Origin of the sequence: Brevibacterium sp. BDJS002 (assembly GCF_028201555.1) — a bacterium.
In the GTDB taxonomy this organism is placed as follows: Bacteria; Actinomycetota; Actinomycetes; order Actinomycetales; family Brevibacteriaceae; genus Brevibacterium; species Brevibacterium aurantiacum.
Genome location: NZ_CP116392.1, coordinates 3,426,331 through 3,443,755, shown reverse-complemented (window position 1 = coordinate 3,443,755; position 17,425 = coordinate 3,426,331). Strand labels below are relative to the sequence as shown.

At 63.6% G+C, this 17,425-nt stretch carries 18 protein-coding genes and 2 pseudogenes; 8 read left to right on the top strand and 12 right to left on the bottom strand.

Annotated elements, in window-relative coordinates; all coding sequences use genetic code 11:
- Window positions 1-118: 118 nt before the first annotated feature.
- The gene (gene mscL, locus PGC08_RS15990) at window positions 119-595 is read right to left on the bottom strand and encodes a large conductance mechanosensitive channel protein MscL (protein ID WP_009881911.1); all 477 of its coding nucleotides are present in this window, start codon (window positions 593-595) and stop codon (window positions 119-121) included.
- Window positions 596-812: 217 nt separating this feature from the next.
- Window positions 813-1,442, bottom strand: a complete 630-nt coding sequence (locus PGC08_RS15985) for an SAF domain-containing protein (protein WP_101582953.1) — start codon at window positions 1,440-1,442, stop codon at window positions 813-815.
- A gap of 164 nt (window positions 1,443-1,606) precedes the next feature.
- Between PGC08_RS15985 and PGC08_RS19470 the strand changes: the two genes are divergently transcribed.
- A complete protein-coding gene (locus PGC08_RS19470; protein WP_307722855.1) occupies window positions 1,607-1,750 on the top strand; it encodes a hypothetical protein in 144 nt (47 codons plus the stop codon).
- Window positions 1,751-1,812: 62 nt separating this feature from the next.
- Here the strand turns inward: PGC08_RS19470 and PGC08_RS19465 are convergent.
- Both PGC08_RS19465 and PGC08_RS15975 read right to left on the bottom strand, forming a co-directional pair.
- Window positions 1,813-1,905 (bottom strand): annotated as a pseudogene (locus PGC08_RS19465) (FmdB family zinc ribbon protein); the annotation flags it as partial.
- Window positions 1,906-2,037: 132 nt separating this feature from the next.
- Window positions 2,038-2,772, bottom strand: coding sequence for a 5-formyltetrahydrofolate cyclo-ligase (locus PGC08_RS15975; protein WP_271708871.1), 735 nt, complete (start codon window positions 2,770-2,772; stop codon window positions 2,038-2,040).
- A 41-nt stretch (window positions 2,773-2,813) separates the two neighbouring features.
- On the opposite strand from PGC08_RS15975, the gene galU reads away from it, so the two are divergent.
- The 3 genes from galU to PGC08_RS15960 all read left to right on the top strand — a co-directional run bounded on the left by galU (window position 2,814) and on the right by PGC08_RS15960 (window position 6,313).
- Complete coding sequence (galU, locus tag PGC08_RS15970; RefSeq protein WP_096157533.1) at window positions 2,814-3,716, top strand: UTP--glucose-1-phosphate uridylyltransferase GalU; 903 nt, start codon at window positions 2,814-2,816, stop codon at window positions 3,714-3,716.
- A 28-nt stretch (window positions 3,717-3,744) separates the two neighbouring features.
- Complete coding sequence (locus tag PGC08_RS15965) at window positions 3,745-4,341, top strand: GNAT family N-acetyltransferase (protein WP_069600837.1); 597 nt, start codon at window positions 3,745-3,747, stop codon at window positions 4,339-4,341.
- 73 nt (window positions 4,342-4,414) lie between these two features.
- Entirely contained in the window at window positions 4,415-6,313 is a 1,899-nt protein-coding gene (locus PGC08_RS15960) for a hypothetical protein (protein WP_271708870.1), read from the top strand.
- Between the two features lie 33 nt (window positions 6,314-6,346).
- Here PGC08_RS15960 and PGC08_RS15955 read toward each other — a convergent pair whose 3' ends face one another.
- From PGC08_RS15955 to PGC08_RS15945, 3 genes and pseudogenes are all read right to left on the bottom strand, one after another.
- A complete protein-coding gene (locus PGC08_RS15955; protein WP_096146356.1) occupies window positions 6,347-6,859 on the bottom strand; it encodes a putative immunity protein in 513 nt (170 codons plus the stop codon).
- A gap of 87 nt (window positions 6,860-6,946) precedes the next feature.
- A complete protein-coding gene (locus PGC08_RS15950; protein WP_271708869.1) occupies window positions 6,947-7,285 on the bottom strand; it encodes an IclR family transcriptional regulator domain-containing protein in 339 nt (112 codons plus the stop codon).
- A 308-nt stretch (window positions 7,286-7,593) separates the two neighbouring features.
- Window positions 7,594-7,731: pseudogene (locus PGC08_RS15945) on the bottom strand (IclR family transcriptional regulator); the annotation flags it as partial.
- A gap of 214 nt (window positions 7,732-7,945) precedes the next feature.
- Between PGC08_RS15945 and shiA the strand changes: the two are divergent.
- Window positions 7,946-9,310, top strand: coding sequence for a shikimate transporter (shiA, locus tag PGC08_RS15940; protein ID WP_069600834.1), 1,365 nt, complete (start codon window positions 7,946-7,948; stop codon window positions 9,308-9,310).
- The gene (locus PGC08_RS15935) at window positions 9,310-10,296 is read left to right on the top strand and encodes a zinc-dependent alcohol dehydrogenase (protein ID WP_009881921.1); all 987 of its coding nucleotides are present in this window, start codon (window positions 9,310-9,312) and stop codon (window positions 10,294-10,296) included. The genes shiA and PGC08_RS15935 overlap by 1 nt, the downstream gene beginning before the upstream one ends.
- Window positions 10,297-10,335: 39 nt before the next feature.
- On the opposite strand, the gene PGC08_RS15930 is transcribed toward PGC08_RS15935, so the two are convergent.
- Window positions 10,336-11,793 (bottom strand): NAD-dependent succinate-semialdehyde dehydrogenase, encoded by a 1,458-nt coding sequence (locus PGC08_RS15930; RefSeq protein ID WP_271708868.1) that lies wholly within the window; start codon window positions 11,791-11,793, stop codon window positions 10,336-10,338.
- A 114-nt stretch (window positions 11,794-11,907) separates the two neighbouring features.
- A complete protein-coding gene (locus tag PGC08_RS15925) occupies window positions 11,908-12,588 on the bottom strand; it encodes a MerR family transcriptional regulator (protein WP_271708867.1) in 681 nt (226 codons plus the stop codon).
- Window positions 12,589-12,707: 119 nt separating this feature from the next.
- Here PGC08_RS15925 and PGC08_RS15920 point away from each other — a divergent pair, with 119 nt between their 5' ends.
- On the top strand, window positions 12,708-13,214 hold the full coding sequence (locus PGC08_RS15920; RefSeq protein WP_035278249.1) for a DUF2306 domain-containing protein: 507 nt from the start codon (window positions 12,708-12,710) through the stop codon (window positions 13,212-13,214).
- On the opposite strand, the gene PGC08_RS15915 is transcribed toward PGC08_RS15920, so the two are convergent.
- Window positions 13,160-13,486, bottom strand: coding sequence for a GNAT family N-acetyltransferase (locus PGC08_RS15915; RefSeq protein WP_009881926.1), 327 nt, complete (start codon window positions 13,484-13,486; stop codon window positions 13,160-13,162). The two genes, PGC08_RS15920 and PGC08_RS15915, sit on opposite strands and share 55 nt — an antisense overlap.
- 169 nt (window positions 13,487-13,655) lie before the next feature.
- Between PGC08_RS15915 and PGC08_RS15910 the strand changes: the two genes are divergently transcribed.
- A complete protein-coding gene (locus PGC08_RS15910) occupies window positions 13,656-14,243 on the top strand; it encodes a GNAT family N-acetyltransferase (RefSeq protein ID WP_069600831.1) in 588 nt (195 codons plus the stop codon).
- 136 nt (window positions 14,244-14,379) lie between these two features.
- Here the strand turns inward: PGC08_RS15910 and PGC08_RS15905 are convergent, their stop codons facing one another.
- Complete coding sequence (locus PGC08_RS15905) at window positions 14,380-15,798, bottom strand: SLC13 family permease (RefSeq protein ID WP_009881928.1); 1,419 nt, start codon at window positions 15,796-15,798, stop codon at window positions 14,380-14,382.
- Between the two features lie 147 nt (window positions 15,799-15,945).
- Complete coding sequence (locus PGC08_RS15900; protein WP_009881929.1) at window positions 15,946-17,349, bottom strand: NAD(P)/FAD-dependent oxidoreductase; 1,404 nt, start codon at window positions 17,347-17,349, stop codon at window positions 15,946-15,948.
- Between the last annotated feature and the right edge of the window lie 76 nt (window positions 17,350-17,425).

Sequence of the window (17,425 nt, the reverse complement as noted above, 5' to 3'; positions counted from 1 at the left end):
CCTTGAGGCGTGCCCACTTCGAGAAGTGAGCGGCTGAGGGACCTGAACTACTGCGCCCGACCATGACGAAGGCCCGCTTCCCCACTGGGGAAACGGGCCTTCGTGACGCTTGTGCGAATCAGTGGCGCGGGGGCTCGGTCGACTCGGTGTCGTCGAACGGGCCGGCCGTGCTGGCAGGGCCTTCGCCCGGGCCACCGGCGGTGGTGGCCGCCTGAGTCCGGAGGATTTCGCGGATGTCGCCGAGGAGGTCCTCGGTGGTCGGAGGAACTTCTTCCTCGGGTGCTCCGCGCTTGCGCAGTTCGTTGAGCTTGTTCATTGGGACGATGATGATGAAGTAGACGATGGCGGCGACGATCAGGAAGTTGATCGCTGCTGTGATCACGGCGCCCAGATCAATGGTCGTTTCGGGGACGTTCTCCTTGATCTGGAAGGACAGAGCAGGTCCTTCCGCGCCGCCGACGGCAGCGATGAGCGGGTTGATGATCTTGTCGGAGAAGGCCGTCACGATTGCTGTGAAGGCGCCGCCGATGATCACCGCAGTTGCGAGTTCGACGACATTCCCCTGGAGAATGAAGTCTCTGAATCCTTTAAGCATTAGAGGCACCCTTTCGGCGTATTTGTAAACAATAATGCGATGTGAAAATCTTCTATTACCGTTACATGATACACACAGGTAACTCGTCTACACGCCGAAGACATGCACGCTATTCTGACGCGAAAGATCCCGGCGAATACGGCTCTAACCGGCATTGCGACGTCAGTCCCGCGTCATCGAGAAGTCATTGATGGGCCATCAGGGACCCACCAGAGAATCAGTCCGGAAGAATCGCAAAGCTGATCGGCATCCCGGCGAATTCTGCGATCCGAGCTGCATCACCCGAGGACAATATCACCGAAACAAGCTGCCCTGATTCTGCTGAAATGCCTTCGCCTTTGTCGACCAGCCGGGCTATTGTCACTTCCTTCACGACGATGTCAGAACCTCCATCGGGCAGGGAGCTGAACAGGCGAATTCTCTGTCCCGGCTGCAGCAGTGCCGCCGACGCATCGTCGGCCAGACGCACTGGCATGAGGAGGTCCGTACTGCCGTCGGGCAGAGCCTGCTGATCAAGGACCGCCGATTGTGTCAGCGGCGAACCTTTGGACAAACCTGCTGACGTGCGCTTGTGATCGGCATCCGAGACCGAGGTGAAGGCCTTGTCTGGCACGAGTCGTGCCGGAAATTCGACAAGGGTCAGGTCCTGAGTTCGCAGCTGCGATCCCGGCGGCAGATTCCGGTTGGCGACGACGATGGGTGTCCCACCCGGATCAGGGGTGAGCACCCACACCACGAGCGCGCATGCACACGCGAAGCAGACAGCGGCGATGATGCGCTGTGGTTTGACCCGTGAGGACTTCGACCAGGTGGAGATGCCGGCTCTGATGCGGTGAATGATTCCCATGCCCAGAGCTTTGCTGTGCTCACAGTCCTAGGCCAAGGGCACGGATTTGGCATGTGGATAGCCGGTGTGTGTCCACAGGGGAATCGCACACGAGTGAACGCAGAGTTCACAGGGAAGTGCGGTGAAGTCAGTCGGAAGAGGCGCTGCTGCTTGCCGCGGCACTCTTGGCCGGGGAGCTGGAAGTCTTTGAGGACGAATCCGATGAACTCGAGGATTCCTTCGAAGAACTCGATGACGAGTCGGAATTCGACGAGCTCGAAGAGGAGGGCACTGTGCTCGAATTGCTCGCGCGGGAGTCAGTGGCGTAGAAGCCTGAGCCTTTGAAGCTGATGCCCACCGTGCCGAAGACCTTCTTCAGACGTCCCTGACATTCGGGGCAGACCGTGAGCGAGTCATCGCTGAAATCCTGGTGAATATCAAAAGCATGACCACAGCTCTTGCAGGCGTAGGAGTAAACGGGCATTCGAGACCTTTCTTCGACGAGAAGATTATAGTCCACTGCCCTCACACACTGATAACGCACGGGGTCAGGTGCCCGCAACACCGTCGTCCCATCCACAAGTGCGTACGCGCCAGTGACCCCAAGGAGCTCGGTTCAGTCGAGAGTGTGGACGCCGTGATCGGTGACGGCTTGGGAGATCTGCAGATCCCAAGGCTCAATGGTGAGGCCCGGGAGGTTGAGTTCGGAAGAGAAGCAGACACCGTAGACAGAGGCAGGCTCAGTGCGTTCACCATCTGTGCGTGTGCCGTCTGTTAGCGGCACCTCGCCCTGGGGGCCGGCCAGCGGCTCTTCGCCCACTGCTCCGACCAGCGGCACCTCGCCCTGGGGCCCGAACGTACGGTCGTAGAATCCGCCGCCGTTGCCCAGTCGGGCACCACCGGGCCCGAACCCGAGGGCGGGGACGAATATCAGGTCGGGGGCCACCTCGGCGGCCAGAAGAGCAGACGCGGTCAGGGAAGGGGACGGTTCACGGATGCCCCACTTACCGCGAGGTTCGAGGGTGGACATGGAGCCGGTGACAGCACCGAACATGAGTGCGTGACCGACACTCGTGACCACGGGTAGGTAGACGGTGCCGCCGTGGGCGAGGAACCGGTCGATGGTCGGATCAAGATCGGGCTCGCCCGCCAGGGCGGCGTAGGCGAGCATCGAACAGCCTGTGAGATCGAGGTCCGGTCGCAGGCTCTTGACCACCTGCCACGCGGATTCGGCGATCGACGAGACGTACTCGGCGCCCGACGATTCGGCCTCCGCCGCTGCTCGGGCCGCACGTTCGGAACGTATGCGCTTCCGCAATTGCGCCTTTGAAGATTCTGCATCCACACGCATAAGCCTAATCGGGGCCACCTTCCATGGTTAAGATGAACGACATGAGTGATGAATCGCAGCGCACAGTGCGCAAGGCCGTGATCCCCGTGGCCGGCCTGGGTACCCGTTTCCTCCCAGCCACCAAGGCGACTCCAAAGGAGATGTTGCCAGTCGTCGACAAGCCTGCCATCCAGTACGTCGTCGAAGAGGCCGCCGATGCCGGGCTGCAGGACCTCCTCATGATCACCGGTCGCAACAAGCGACCCTTGGAGGATCACTTCGACCGGGTCGACGGGCTCGAAGCCGCACTGGCCAAGAAGGGCGATGACAAGAAGCTTGCCGCCGTTCGTCACGCTTCCGAACTCGCCGATATCCACTACGTCCGCCAGGGAGACCCCAAGGGTCTGGGCCACGCCGTGCTCAAGGGCCGCCAGCATGTGGGTAAGGAGCCGTTCGCGGTGCTGCTCGGCGACGACCTCATCGACGAACGCAGCCCGATCCTGCCGAAGATGATCGAAGTTGCCGAGAAGACCGGCGGCAGCGTCGTCGCACTCATGGAAGTCCCACCGGAGGCGATCCACCTCTACGGCTGCGCCGCCGTCGAAGCGACCGACGATGACGAGGTCGTCAAGGTCACCGGCCTGGTCGAGAAGCCTGAGACGGGGGAGGCCCCGTCGAATCTGGCGATCATCGGCCGCTACGTCCTGGCCCCGGAGATCTTCGATGTCCTGGAGACGACCGAACCTGGCCGCGGCAATGAAATCCAGCTCACCGACGCCCTCCAGGTCCTCGCCGAGCAAGAGGGCGGAAACGGCGTCTACGGCGTTATCTTCAAGGGCGCCCGCTACGATACGGGCGACAAGCTCGACTACCTCAAGGCCGTCGTGCAGATCGCCAGCTCTCGTGAAGATCTGGGGGCTGACCTCAACAGCTGGCTCAAGGAATACGTGGCGACGCTTCCCTGATGGAGCACCCAAGAGCGGAGGCAGCCGTTTGTGGCCAGTCATCCTGACTGATCAGCAGTCCGACATCGTGCTGCGCCCGCTCCACCGGCGCGACGAGAATCAGTGGCGAGAAGTCCGCAGGCACAACCGTGATTGGCTGCGCCCCTGGGATGCGACGCTGCCGATTCCCGGCCAGCAGCTGCCGGGCTTCCGCACCATGGTCCGCATGTATGACAAGCAGGCCAAGCGGGGGCAGTCCGTGCCGTTGGCGATCGAGGTCGGCGGTGCCTTCCGCGGCCAACTCACCGTCTCCAGCATCAGCTGGGGGTCCATCCTCAGCGGCCAGATCGGATACTGGATCGATTCGCGCGTCGCCGGCCGCGGCATCACTCCCATCGCCGTGGCCATGGCCGTCGACCACTGTCTTTTCGCCCTGGGCCTGCACCGCATCGAGATCAACATCCGCCCCGAGAACACGGCAAGCCTGCGGATCGTCGAGAAGCTCGGGTTCCGCGATGAAGGGCTGCGTGAGAAGTACATGCACATCGACGGCAGGTGGTGTGATCACCGCACGTTCGCCCTGGTCGCCGAGGAAGTCCCACAGGGAATCCTCGCCGCTTATCGACACAGCCTGAGAAAGTCGTGAACTTGACACCTGTTTGACCGACACACCACCGTCCTTCACGTCGTTGCTGATCCGGGCACTCTAGGGTTGCAGTGTGGACACCAGCATCATCGTCGTTATCGCCATCATCGTGGTCTTCGTCGTTGTCGTGCCCACAATGATCCGCAAATCAGCGACGGAGCTCTCCCGCGTCGAGATCGACACCGTCCCGGATCGGGCACAGGTCATCGCCGCCGACCCCCAGATCCCCGGCCACGACCACACTGAACGAGCGAGAGTCTTCCACTCCTCTGCCACCGTCGAAGCGAGCGTTCCCCGACCCGCTATCGCACCGATGACCGAGGCGCCGAAGCTCAGTCTCTCTGCCAAGGCTCCCGAATTCGCCGTCATCGACGGACACGCGGACTCCGGTTCGACCACCACAGACTCCACCAGCGCCGAGGTGGACGAGACCCACCAGCGCGCCACCCTTCCCGTGGCGGTCGGTGAGACCCGCTCCACGTATCTCGACAGTCACAGCCGTCACGAGGCCTCCACCTCGGCGATGGCCGACAACGTTCGGATGCTCCACCCGGCAGTCCACGCCGTGTTCAACCAGTCCCAGCAGGGATCGGGCGGCCACGGTTCGACAGGACGCGGTACCGGAAATTCCAGCCACCTCGGCGGGCATTCCGGGACGGTTCCGATCCGGCCGGGACGCCCCCAGCCCCGGTCACCGCAGCGCCGATCCGGCGAGGCCGTCACCACAGGCACAGCAGAAGCAGACAAACGAGGTACACAGATTCCCAATCCGACTTTCGGAGCCGATGAGGACCATTCGATGACTGAGAAAGCAACGACACTGCGCGAGTCGATGAAATCGCTGGGCACAATGACGCGAGGATTTGGCCTGCTCTTCCTCGCCTCTGCCCTCGGCGTTCTGGTGACGAGTGTGCTCGCGATGTTCTCCGTCGTCCACATCGCCCTGGCCGGAGTCTTCCTCGGGCTCGCGATCGTCTCCCTGGTCATCGTGCGCACCCTCAACCTGCGCAGGCGTGAACTCAAGACCCGCCTCCGGAAGATCGAGGGCCGGACCGCGAAGACCAGGACCACTGCACCACAGACCAAGGCCGTACCACGGGCGAAGGCAGCACCTCGGACCAGCAACGTGCCTCGGACCAGCAACGCGCCTCAGGCGAAGGCTGCTGCGAAGCCGGCCACCACCTCGGCGACTACGGCCTCGAAGACCGCAGGATCCGGGACTGCTGAGGCACGGTCGGCAGGGTCGACCAAGGCGGCCCGGGCGCGCGCTGTCATGGAGCGCAACGCGAGCGTGAAGCAGAGCAGGGAAGAAGCCGACACCGGCGAGATCCCGATCGTGCGCATCCGCAACGAAGCCGCTGAGGGCCACACCACCCGGCAGGTGCTGCTCACCGGACCGATCCCCATCGTCGAAGAGGCCTCACCCGAGGGCACAGACACTGGCGATGAGGAAGCAGTCGCAGCCAAGACCGACTCTGCCGAAACAGCATCGGCAGCCGAGTCGGCACCAGAGACTTCAGCCGCGACCGATGATGACTCTGCAACCGCGACCGAGGCTGAGTTTGCGGACAAAGACGACTCCGCAGACAAGGACACGGACACCACCGCCGAGGTTGTGGCGGCCGCGTCGAATGTCGACATCGTGAAGGTCAACGATCCGTTCATGCAGCGGCTGCAGGCACGCGGCGCATGGTCGCCGACACCCCTGCCGATCCCCAGCTACGTGGCCGCCCCAGAGGCTGAGCACCCGGTCCCCGAAGCGAAGGCCGCCGATGCGTCCTCCTACGAGACCGAGGCCCGCAGCCGCGAGGACATCGCCGCGCAGTTCGCCGCCGAACTCGGCTACCGTGCTGAGCTCAGCGACTCCGCCCGCGAGGACAGCCCGCTGGAACATGGCCGCAAGGCGATCCGGACCAACAAGGCTCCCGAGCTGGGCGCCGTCGACGACGTTCTCGCTCGCCGCCGCGCCTGAGCAGCGACAACTGTCCTTCGCCGCTCACCAGACTCAGTCAGTGTCGAAGACGAACCAGCAGATGGAATTGCGTCGGCGCTGATCGGCAAGCACGAGACGCCGGACCTGATCGGGCAGCTGCGCTCTCTGCCAACCACGTTCCTTGTTTCCCGCAGCGGGGTCCTCGGGACTCGCACTGCTGGCGGCCTTGATGGCGTAGGCAGCCGCGCCGAGATCGTGTTCGGCAACGTGTCCGACGCATGCCGCCTGCCCTGCCGAATAGGCGGCGAACCGTGCAGCCCCTCGCAGAGGCCGGGCAGCACCCATGGCATGCCCACCGGCGGCGCGCGCCTGCATCATCGGCATGGTGCCGCCCGCCCATGCACGTGTGGCAGCGAGGGCATCGCGGACACGTGTATCCCCGGGGACCTCGGATTCGAAGAGATGCATGACGTGCTCGGCGCAGCCGGCTGCCCACAGCGCCAGCAGTCGGTGATCGTCATCGCTGAGAGTTCCACCCCGTCGCACGGTGACCATCGCCGGGTCGCGAACCTCGGGCAGAATCATGGTCGCTTCCCAAGCGGCTCGAACAGCCCGAACGGCTCAGGCGTCGTGCCGGCTCCGGCTGGCTCGAGCACTGTGCCTTTGACGCCGTCAGTCGGCGCGGCCACCGAAGTCCTCCGCAATCGAGGCCGCAACGCGCTGCAGACGGGGGACAAGGTCGTCTTCGACGGAGCGCCCGCGCAGATGAGACGTATGCAGGGAGACATTGAGCGCGGCAAGGGTGTTGCCACCTCGGCGAATAGGAACCGCTAGGCCGCGGAGGCCGTCATCGAGTTCCTGGGACACCAAGCACCAGCCCTGCTTGCGGATTCGGTTGAGTTCCTGGCCGAGTTCGTGAGCCGATGACACGGTGTGATCGGTGAACGGCGAGATCTCGACGCGGGCGAGGAACTGCTCCTGGAAGGACTCGGGCAGCTCGGCGATGAGCATCCTCCCCATGGACGTGGCCCAGGCAGGGAGCCGGTTTCCCAGATTGACGGTGACCGCATGAAGTCGGGGCGCTGCGGCCGCGCGATATAGACGACGTCGTCGGCGTCGAGGATGCTCAGCGTCGCAGATTCGTCGAGGTCATGAGCCAGGTCGTTGAGGTGCGGTTGGGCGACCTTGGGCAGATCGAGGCCAGCGAGGAAGCCCGCTCCGATGTCGAGTACACGAGGAGTGAGTGCGAAGTGCGAGCCCTCCGTCGACAGGTAGCCCAAATCGACGAGTGTCAGGAGGAAGCGTCGAGCCGCGGCCCGGGTCAGCTGGGTGGCGGCGGCCACCTCGGTGACGGTGCGATAGGGGGTCTCGGCGGTGAAGGCGAGGAGAACGGCCAAGGTCTTCTCCGCAGACTTCACATAGTGGGCGCCCTGCGACGGCTCTTCGGCGGGACTCATCTCTGACTTCACCTCTCCAGGGTAACGGTCGCAGCCACGCGCATCCTCCATGGAAGACGACAGCGACGACTCAGACAACGGCCGAGCGATCATATTCGTGTGCGCATAGTGCACATCTGTACGATAAGCGTACAGCGTGATAATGTGATCTGCGTTAACCCGAACCGACAGCACTGCCGACGACCGACAGCTCCACCATTCGAAGGAGAATGACATGTCCACAGGGCAGCCCCAGACGACAGCGAGCCCCGAGGCCATGAAACGCGCCCGCCGGGCAGCGGCGGGATCATTCGTCGGAGCCGTGGTCGAATGGTACGACTTCCTGCTCTACGGAATCATTGCCGCTTTAGTCTTCGGTGAACTCTTCTTCCCCGGCTACAGCGCCCACGCCGGCACCTTGGCCGCCTTCGCCACATTCGGAGTCGGCTTCATCTTCCGGCCCCTGGGCGGAATCATCTTCGGACACTTCGGCGACAAGCTCGGACGCAAGGCCATGCTCATCTGGACCATGACGATCATGGGCGTCGCCACTGCCGTCATCGGCATCCTCCCCACCTACGAAACGATCGGCTGGTGGGCTCCGGCCCTGCTCGTGCTCCTGCGCTGCATCCAGGGAGTCGCCGTGGGCGGCGAATGGGGCGGAGCTGCACTGATGGCCGTCGAAAGCGCTCCCTCGAAGCTGAAGGCCTTCTTCTCCAGCGGCGTCCAGATCGGATACTCCGTGGGTCTTCTGCTGGCCACCGGACTCGTGGCCTTTCTGAGCGGAAACTTCTCACAGGAGGCCTTCCTCGCCTGGGGCTGGCGAATCCCTTTCATCTTCAGCGCCGTCCTCGTTCTCGTCGGGCTGTGGATTCGTTCGGGAGTTGAAGAGTCAGAGGAATACCTTGAACGCGTCAAGAACGCCAAGGAGGACAAGGTTGCGAAGCTGCCGATCCTCGAAGCTTTCAAGCGCTACCCGGCACAGATCTTCCAGATCATCGGCATGCGGTTCATCGAGCTGCTGACGATGTACATTGTGACGACCTTCGCCCTGGCCTACTCCACCGACGAGCTCGGCTTCGATCGCCAGATCATGCTCAACATCACCCTCCTCGTCGGCGGGCTCGGCATCATCACGATCCCCATGTTCGCCTACCTCTCCGACCGGTTCGGGCGCCTGCGCGTCTACCTCACCGGCGGAATCGTCGGCCTCGTGTGCGCAATCCCGTTCTTCTTCGCCCTCGAGAGCGGCAATATCGTGGCCATCGTCATCTTCGCGGTGCTGCTGATCAACATCGCCCACGATGCCGTCGTCAGCGTGCAGCAGCCGCTGTTCGCCGAGATGTTCAGCCCCGAATTCCGCTACAGCGGTGCCGGAGTCGGATACCAGCTGGCCAGCGCCATCGCCGGCGGCTTCACCCCGTTCATCGCCACCTTCCTCGTCGGCGTCGGCGGAGGCTCCTGGTACCTCGTGGCCGCCTACCTGGCCGGCGGCTGCCTCATCTCGATCGCCATCGCCATGTACCTCGTCCACCAGTGGCGGGTGGAGCGCGATGCCGAGCGCGCGGCGACGAGCACCAAGACGGCAGCCCAGCTCTGATGCGCTCGGCGGAGATCACAGCACCCGGCCGCGTCGAGATCGTCGACCGCAGCCTGCCGCAGGGCCTGGTCGGCAGGGGCGATCTCCGCATCCGCATGCTCGCCGTGGGCATCTGCGGGACCGATCAGACCCTGGCCACCGGCCGGCGCACACCGCCGCAGCTTCCGTGGCGGCTGGGCCACGAAGGCATCGGTGAAATCGCCGAGGTGGGCCCCGGTGCCTGCGGATTCGCCGTCGGCGACCGGGTGGCCCTCGAGCCGAACATCACCTGCGGCCGGTGCGAATACTGCCGGCGCGGCATGACCTCCGCCTGCACCTCACGATTGAGCGCGGGAGTCCTGACGCAGCCCGGCTTCCTCGCCGAGGTGGTCGACCATCCCAGCGAGTTCTGCCACCGGCTCGATGCCCATATGAGTCTCGAGCGTGCGGTGTGCGCAGAACCGTTGGCCGTCGCTGCCTCGGCGATTCGCCGCACGGACCTCCAAGGGTCGGAGACCGTGCTCGTGCTCGGGGCCGGTGCCCAAGGGCTGCTGTCGATCCTCACCCTCGTCGCGCAGGGACATCACCCGTATGTCAGCGAACCCGACGATGAGCGTCGCCAGTTAGCCGTCGAACTCGGTGCGCAGGTCTTCACTCCGGGGCAGAGCCCTGCGCCCGAGGTCGTCATCGACGCGGCCGGAGTGCCGGAGGCACTCGGTGCCGTCGTTGACCATCTGGCTCCATTCGCAGCCGTGACCCTGGTGGGGGAGGACCACCACCACCTCGGCGCCTCCAGCTTCAGCATTGTGCAGCGGCAGCTGCGCATCAAGGGCTCATTCATCTACGAACACCCGCAGGACATGGCAGCGGCCGTGCATCTCCTTGAGGAGATGCCCACGGAGGCGATCATGGGTCCGGCGATGGCACTCGACGAGGTGCCCACGGTCTTCACCGCAGGCACCCGGCCGCGGGCCGGCGTCAAGCAGTGGGTCGATATGCGGCTGTGAGCCGCCGACAGCACCGACGGCCCTGGTAGAGGTGTTGTCTCAGGCGCGGGGCAGGGCCACGTACTTGACCTCGAGGAACTCCTCGATGCCCACGCTTCCGCCCTCGCGCCCCAGGCCGGACTTCTTCACGCCGCCGAAGGGCGCGGCAGGATTGGAGACCAGGCCGGTGTTGAGGCCGACCATGCCGACCTGCATCTTGTCGGCCAGGTTCAGCGCCCGCTCGACGTTCTCGCTGAACAGGTAGCCGGCCAGGCCGAATTCGGTCTCATTGGCTAAGGCGATGCCCTCTTCGTCGGTGTCGAAGGTGACGATGGGGGCCACGGGCCCGAAGATCTCGGTGGTGCGGATCTCGGAGTCCAGTGGCACATCGGTCATGACGGTCGGGGAGTAGAAGAAGCCCTTGCCCTCGATCTTCGACGCGCCGGTGAGGACCTTCGCACCCTTGGACACGGCGTCGTCAACGAGACTGGCGACCTTGTCCAGAGAATCCTGATCGACCAGCGGGCCCACCTCGGTGCCCTCGTCGAGACCGTTGCCGACGGTCATCGAGCCGATGCGCTCGGTCAGCTTCGTTGAGAATTCCTCGGCGATCGAGGAATGGACGAACAGGCGGTTCGCCGAGGTGCAGGCCTCGCCGCCGTTGCGCATCTTCGCCTGGACCGCACCGGTGACGGCCTTGTCGATGTCGGCATCATCGCAGACGACGAACGGGGCGTTGCCGCCGAGCTCCATCGACGTCTTCATGACATTGTCGGCAGCCTGCTTGAGCAGACCGATGCCCACCTCGGTGGAGCCGGTGAAGGTGACCTTGCGGGCGATTCCGGACTCCATCCACGGGGTGACCACGCGGCGCGCGGATTCGGAGGTGACGACGTTGAGGACACCAGCGGGCAGGCCGGCCTCGACGAGCACGTCGACGAGCATGAGCGAGGTCAGCGGCGTCAGCTTCGCAGGTTTGAACACCATGGTGCATCCGGCGGCGATGGCGGGACCGATCTTGCGGGTGCCCATGGCCAGCGGGAAGTTCCAGGGGGTGATGAGGATGCAGGGCCCGACCGGTTCGCGAGAGACCATGACGCGGGTCTTGCCGTCGGTGGACTGAGTGTATTCGCCGCCCACGCGCACGGCCTCCTCGGAGAACCAGCGGAAGAATTCGGCACCGTAGGTGACCTCACCCTTGGACTCGGCGAAGGGTTTGCCCATCTCGGCGGTCATGACCGCAGCGATGTCATCGGCACGTTCGATGAGGAGCTCGAACGCGCGGCGCAGGATCTCGGCGCGTTCGCGTGGTGGGGTGGCGGCCCAGGATTCCTGGGTGTCGCCGGCGACCTTGATGGCTTCGGCGGCATCGGCGGCGGTTCCGTCGGCGACCGTGGTGATGAGGTCACCGGTCGCGGGGTTCAGGACGTCGATGGTCTTTCCGCCCTCGGCCTCACGCCACTGGCCATTGATGAACAGTCCGGTGTTGAGCTTGTCGATGATCGGGGCGATGTCCACGACAGATCCTCCCTTGGTTGTCGTTCGGTTATTGAAAAGATATGACTGCGGAGTGGCCGATGGGCACGGCAGAGAGCAGTCTTCACACAGTGTAGTGGTGATAACCGCTGCAAGTCATTCGAATTTCGTTGTCTCAGGTGCGCTATTCTGCGGGCTTCGTGGCATGGCGGACAGGGAGGCGTGGACGAGTGCGCTGGTCGTGATGAGCAGTCTGTTGTGCATCGTAATGCCGCGCATCACCTCGATGCAGATGCGATCTCTGCTCAGATCATCGGTGATCGGGCTGGTGTTCTTGCTGGCGACCTCGGCCAGGGATTGAATATGGCGACGAATCGTATCCGGTCCCACCTGGTATCCCGAGGCGCTGAGTTCATCGAGAACACCGGCCATCGAAGCCACTGCGGTCGGCGAGATGTCCGGCCATCCCAGTTCGTGAAGTACCCCACGAATATCGTTTTCGACGGATGAGGATTCAGGGGCGGGAGGTGAAGCCGGGTCAGCAGACTTCAGGACGTTGCTCGCCTCCAGAGCCAGCCTCTGACAGATGCCCATCAGTTCGATGTTCTCCAAGGACTCGTTATCGATGGACCGAGTCAGTGCGGCGATGGACTCGATCGGGGACCCGAGCTCTCGTCGCAGCCAGGTGATGAGGGCAAGGCGATCGAGATGGGCCTGGGAGTAGACGGCCGTGGTCGCATTCCGCTTCCGGCCGGGGGGAAGGATGCCGACGTGGATGTAATACTTGATGCTGGCGGTCGAGACCCCGGACTCTGCGGCCAGAGCGCTGAGTTTCATGCGAATCCCCACATCCTCGAACGGGTTGGAACGCCAGTGGTTCGGCGACTCAATCGGATAGCAGATCCGACTCTGCTATCTACGTTGCCGACCTTGGTTAGTGGAACTATCTTAAGTCTATGACAACGATGTTCATAGCAATCCACGCGCTGGCCGCCTCGGGTGTTGTGCTTCTGGCGCCGGTTCAGCTCATCCGACGAACCAAGGACCGCAAACACAGATGGATCGGACGGTCATGGGTCATCCTCATGTACTTCGTATGCATAAGCGGCATGTTCATCTACACCCTCAGCGGAAGCTTCACGGTCTTCCATGCGCTCGCGATCTTCACCTTCGCAACCACGACCATCGGCGTCATCTCGATTCGCCTCGGCAAGGTCCGCAGGCACGTGTCGATGATGGTCGGATCGTGGCTTGGGGCGTTGGCGGCGGGCACCTTCGCTGCGATCATCCCCAGCCGCGACATTCCGCAGCTGGCGGTGGCCGAGCCCGGTCTGCTGTGGGGAGCCGTCGCCTTCGTCGTCATCGCCGCGACGCTCTGGGTGGGCTACGTCCTCAGGTTCGTGCCTGCTCAGGCCCGCATCTCGTCGAACTCGGGGTTCTTGCGGAAGAAGTCCATGACATAGGAACAAGTCGTACGGAAGGCCAGATCCGCCTCGGCGCTGGTCTCCAGGGCATAACGCACCAGGTGGGCGGCGATGCCGCGGCCACCATAGGCGGGGGACACCTCGGTGTGGGTGAAGGTGCGCACCGCGGATTCGGACGTGTCGTCCGGGCCGGCCTCGCGGTCGATGTAGTCGACGTGACCGATGGACTTGCCGTTGTGGCTCACCGTGAAGCGGGCAGCCGCCTCATCCTGGGCGAAAGTGTACGTCTGATCCGAGATCACGAGGTCCATGCACGCTCCTCAAAGGCGAAGCTGCCGGTCATTTCATACCGGCAGGCGAATGTGTCAGTCCTGATACGTGAAACTATAGTTGTGTTCGCGCCCGAGCGACTAACCTGTTGAGCAACCCGTTCTTTCGGCCGTTCCCGGCGACGGTCAATCATCCTCAAGGAGCCGACCTATGTCCACCCATGCCCCCGCCACCATGGTCGATGCTCACACTCTGATATTGAACGAAACAGGCTTCGATGTCAGCGAACTCGGCCCAGACGATATCGACGACTATGTCGCGTTGGTCGCCTCCGCGTACCGTGGCGAACCCTCGAAACAGGGGTGGACGACCGAAGCGGATCTGCTCAGCGGTCAGCGACTCGATGCCGATATGGCCCGCGAAATGCTCGCCGAATCCGACTCCTCGATGATCTTGGTGCGCTCGGCGGAGGGCTTGGCCGTCGGCAGCGTCTACCTGCGCGAACCCGTTGACGGTACCGCCTACCTCGGCGTGCTCGCAGTGTCCCCGGAAGGTCAGGGACAAGGTGTGGGATCGGCCCTGATGAACCTCGCCGAGGCATGGGTGGCCGAACGCTGGAACGCGCGCTGGCTGCGGATGAGCGTCATCAACAAGCGTGCCGAACTCATCGCCTACTATGAGCGCCGCGGCTACGAGCGCACCGGCGAGATCGAACCCTTCCCCTACGGCGACGACCGGTTCGGGGTGCCGCTGGTTGATGATCTCGAGTTCGTCGTCCTGGTCAAGGAACTGCGCTGACCTGAATGAAGCGACACACAAATGGTGCCCAGCGAATTTCGCTGGGCACCATTCGTATGTCGGTCGGCGGCTGCTGCGCTGACGTGACGAAAGCTCTGTGGTCCGAGCGCCTCAACGGGCCCGGACCACAGATTCCTCAGAAGAACATGGCCGGGACGACGAGGCCGCCGACGAGGACGATGGGTCCGATGATGACCATCGACATACCGAACTTCACGAGGATGCGCGTGAGCCTGGCCTTGTGATCCTGCGGGGCGGTGGCCACGACAGTGGCACCCAGTGTCGAGAACGGTGAGACGTCGACGACGGCCGAGCACACACCGAGTGCCGCGATGAGCGCCCAACCGGGGACTCCGCCGGCGGCGATGAGAGGCAGCGCCAAGGGCACGAGTGCCGCGAGGATGCCTGTCGTCGAGGCGAAGGCGGAGACGAGTCCGCCGACGATGCACAGAACGAAGGCTGCGATGAGCGGCGAACCGATCGCTTCGGCACCCTCGCCGAGGAGGTCGACAGCGCCCATGTTCTGCAGAACACCGACGAAGGTGATGATGCCGCCGACGAGCAGAACCGTCGACCAGTCGATCTTGGGCAGAGCGGCCTTGCCTGTCTTGGGATCGGCGAGCGAGAGGATCGCACCGAAGAGGAAGCAGAGCAGACCGATGTCGGGTTCTTTGCCGAACGCGGCCAGAACCACGACCGAACCGATGAGGCCGACCATGAGGACCACTGTGAGGATCTGCACGAAGGTGAAGGGCCCCGACTCGGCACTTGCCGAGGAGTTTGAGGAGTCGAACAGGGCTTCGTCCTCGTCATCCTCACCGAAGGCCACATTCGTCGCCGAGGCGGATCCGCGGGAGATCGTCGAACCGGCAGCGTCGCCGGTGGTTCCGAATTCGTTCGTCGCAGTGGCGTGTGTACCGGAGTTCACTGATCCTGCAGCGGCCATGGCGGACTTCCGGCCGAAGAGTTTGCGGCCGAACATGAAGTAGGCGACGGCGAGCATCACGAGGTAGACGACGACCGCGATGCCGAAGAGCAGGAAGGGAGACAGATCGATTCCCGCATCATGGGCGGTGCTGTAGGTGACGATGCCGTAGAGGCTGGTCGGGGCGAACCCGCCGGCGCCGATGGCGAAGCAGATCGCGAGACCCATCAGTGCGTAGTCGACTCCGTACTTGCGGGCCACCTGCATGCCGACCGGCATCATGACGAGGCCGGCCAGGGGTGCACCCATGGAGGCGATGCCTGCCGTGATGACGAAGAAGACGATCGGCAGGAGGACAGCAGAGGATCCGACCTTCTCCAGCGCCCAGTCGATGATCTTGTCGACGGTCCCGTTCTCCTGCGCAATGGCGAAGAAGTAGGTGACCCCGGCCAGCAGGATCATGATGGACAGCGGGAACTCCGCAATGATCTTTTCGACGGTCATATCTGTCAGGAACAGGCCGGTTCCGGCGGCGCCGACGAGCATGAGCACGCCGATCTGCACACCCCGGATCGCGCCGATTGCGAACAGGGCGACGAAGATCAACAACGCAATGATTTGTACGAGCATAATTTCCCATTCAGGCTGAAATTTCGCTGAGCGAAACTGGTTGACTCGCTGAGTGACACTACCAGTTCGGCAGGGTCAGTAACGGTTGCCGCAGCCCGAATGTTCAGTATTTCTCATCTACCGGCACTCGCATGTGTTCAGTCGAGATCAGCCCATCACATTGCCGCTGGTTCCTGCTGGTGTGCGCAGGCGGGAGAAGGTGCCCAGGTCCAACTCTTCGCCCGTGAGATTGAGTGGTATCCGGACAGGATCATTGTCGTGATCGTGGCCGGCTTCGACGGCGTCGATGAGGCCTGCCATGAGCTCACCGACCATCGGTGCGTTCTTGAACTGATTGCCGCTGGTGCCGACGGCCTGATAGAAGCCATCTGCCTCTGACTGATCGTAGATGGGCGTCCAGTCCGCGGCGACGTCGTAGACGCCGACAACTCCGCGCGCTCGGTTCGGGATCGTGATGTCGTTGAATCGTTTGGCTGCGCGCAGGGACTGCGTCTCGAACTGCTCGGGTCGAACACTCATCGACACCTCGTCGGGGTCATCCACCCATTCGAGTTCGTCGCACTCGGGTTCTGAGCCTCCGATGAGCAGCTGCCCTCCTACCTCGGCGCGCATATAGGTGCCGATGCCGGCATCGAGGAGTGCAGGGATGCGGGAGCCATCGGCGCGGATGACGGTCGATTCAGCCGGCAGAGTGTGGACCTCCTGGCGCAGCGGAGTCAGCGAGACCCCGTGGTCCGATCCGACGCCGGCGAGCTCGTTGAGTCTCGAGGACCAAGGACCGGCTGCGTTCACCACCACAGCGGCATCGAGGACCCGGCCGTCGGCAAGGTCGATGCTCCAAGCGGCGCGTCCCTCGCTGGAATCGCCTCCTTCGTCAGGTGCGCCTGCTTTGCTAGGTACGCCCTCGGTCACGTCTTCGGGCGCGCTGCCGACAGTCTGCTGTCGGTCGAGGACTCGGTGGTCTAGGGCGATGACTTCGGCGTTGTAGAGGAACTGTGCGCCGTGTCGTTGGGCGGCGCGGACGAAATTCTCCGTGGCCAGGACGGGGTCGGAGATGTACCCGCCGTCCGGTGTGTACAGGGCATTCGCCTCCTCAGCACTGTCGTCGAGGAACGCCGGATCATCGGGACGCACGGGCGGGTGGTAGTTCGAGACGTCGATTCCGGGCAGCTCCCGCGAGAGCTCGACTGCGTCCCATTCGGCGTAGGGGATTGCGAGATCGTCGAAGTGGGACCGGAGGGTGGGTGGAAGCAGTCCGGGAATGTCGATGACGGCCATGCCGGTGCGGATGAAGTCTGCCACCGGCTCCGCTTCCGGTGCCTGGAGGTGGTCTCGGAGGTTCTCCCACAGATGCTTGGACTCCCAGGCCATGGCGATGGAGTCTCGCAGTGAATAGGTGAAGCGAACGATCGCACTCGTGGCCCCGGTCGATCCCTGGGCCGGTCCCGATTTCTTGTCGACGACGGTGACCGCGTATCCGCGTCTGGCCAGTGAATAGGCGATCGAAGCCCCCATCACGCCGCTGCCGATGACTACCGCGTCTGCGCTCATTGCTGCATCCTTCGCTCACCTAGGCGTCGATCGTGATCTCGGCCGACCTTTTGATCTCAGCCGTCCGCGGGATCGT

Coding starts and splice junctions, on each gene's coding strand:
- mscL (WP_009881911.1), bottom strand. CDS start 595: ATGCTTAAAGGATTCAGAGACTTCATTCTCCAGGGGAATGTCGTCGAA.
- PGC08_RS15985 (WP_101582953.1), bottom strand. CDS start 1,442: ATGGGAATCATTCACCGCATCAGAGCCGGCATCTCCACCTGGTCGAAG.
- PGC08_RS15975 (WP_271708871.1), bottom strand. CDS start 2,772: ATGCGTGTGGATGCAGAATCTTCAAAGGCGCAATTGCGGAAGCGCATA.
- galU (WP_096157533.1), top strand. CDS start 2,814: ATGAGTGATGAATCGCAGCGCACAGTGCGCAAGGCCGTGATCCCCGTG.
- PGC08_RS15955 (WP_096146356.1), bottom strand. CDS start 6,859: ATGATTCTGCCCGAGGTTCGCGACCCGGCGATGGTCACCGTGCGACGG.
- PGC08_RS15950 (WP_271708869.1), bottom strand. CDS start 7,285: ATGCTCATCGCCGAGCTGCCCGAGTCCTTCCAGGAGCAGTTCCTCGCC.
- shiA (WP_069600834.1), top strand. CDS start 7,946: ATGTCCACAGGGCAGCCCCAGACGACAGCGAGCCCCGAGGCCATGAAA.
- PGC08_RS15935 (WP_009881921.1), top strand. CDS start 9,310: ATGCGCTCGGCGGAGATCACAGCACCCGGCCGCGTCGAGATCGTCGAC.
- PGC08_RS15925 (WP_271708867.1), bottom strand. CDS start 12,588: ATGAAACTCAGCGCTCTGGCCGCAGAGTCCGGGGTCTCGACCGCCAGC.
- PGC08_RS15920 (WP_035278249.1), top strand. CDS start 12,708: ATGACAACGATGTTCATAGCAATCCACGCGCTGGCCGCCTCGGGTGTT.
- PGC08_RS15915 (WP_009881926.1), bottom strand. CDS start 13,486: ATGGACCTCGTGATCTCGGATCAGACGTACACTTTCGCCCAGGATGAG.
- PGC08_RS15910 (WP_069600831.1), top strand. CDS start 13,656: ATGTCCACCCATGCCCCCGCCACCATGGTCGATGCTCACACTCTGATA.
- PGC08_RS15905 (WP_009881928.1), bottom strand. CDS start 15,798: ATGCTCGTACAAATCATTGCGTTGTTGATCTTCGTCGCCCTGTTCGCA.
- PGC08_RS15900 (WP_009881929.1), bottom strand. CDS start 17,349: ATGAGCGCAGACGCGGTAGTCATCGGCAGCGGCGTGATGGGGGCTTCG.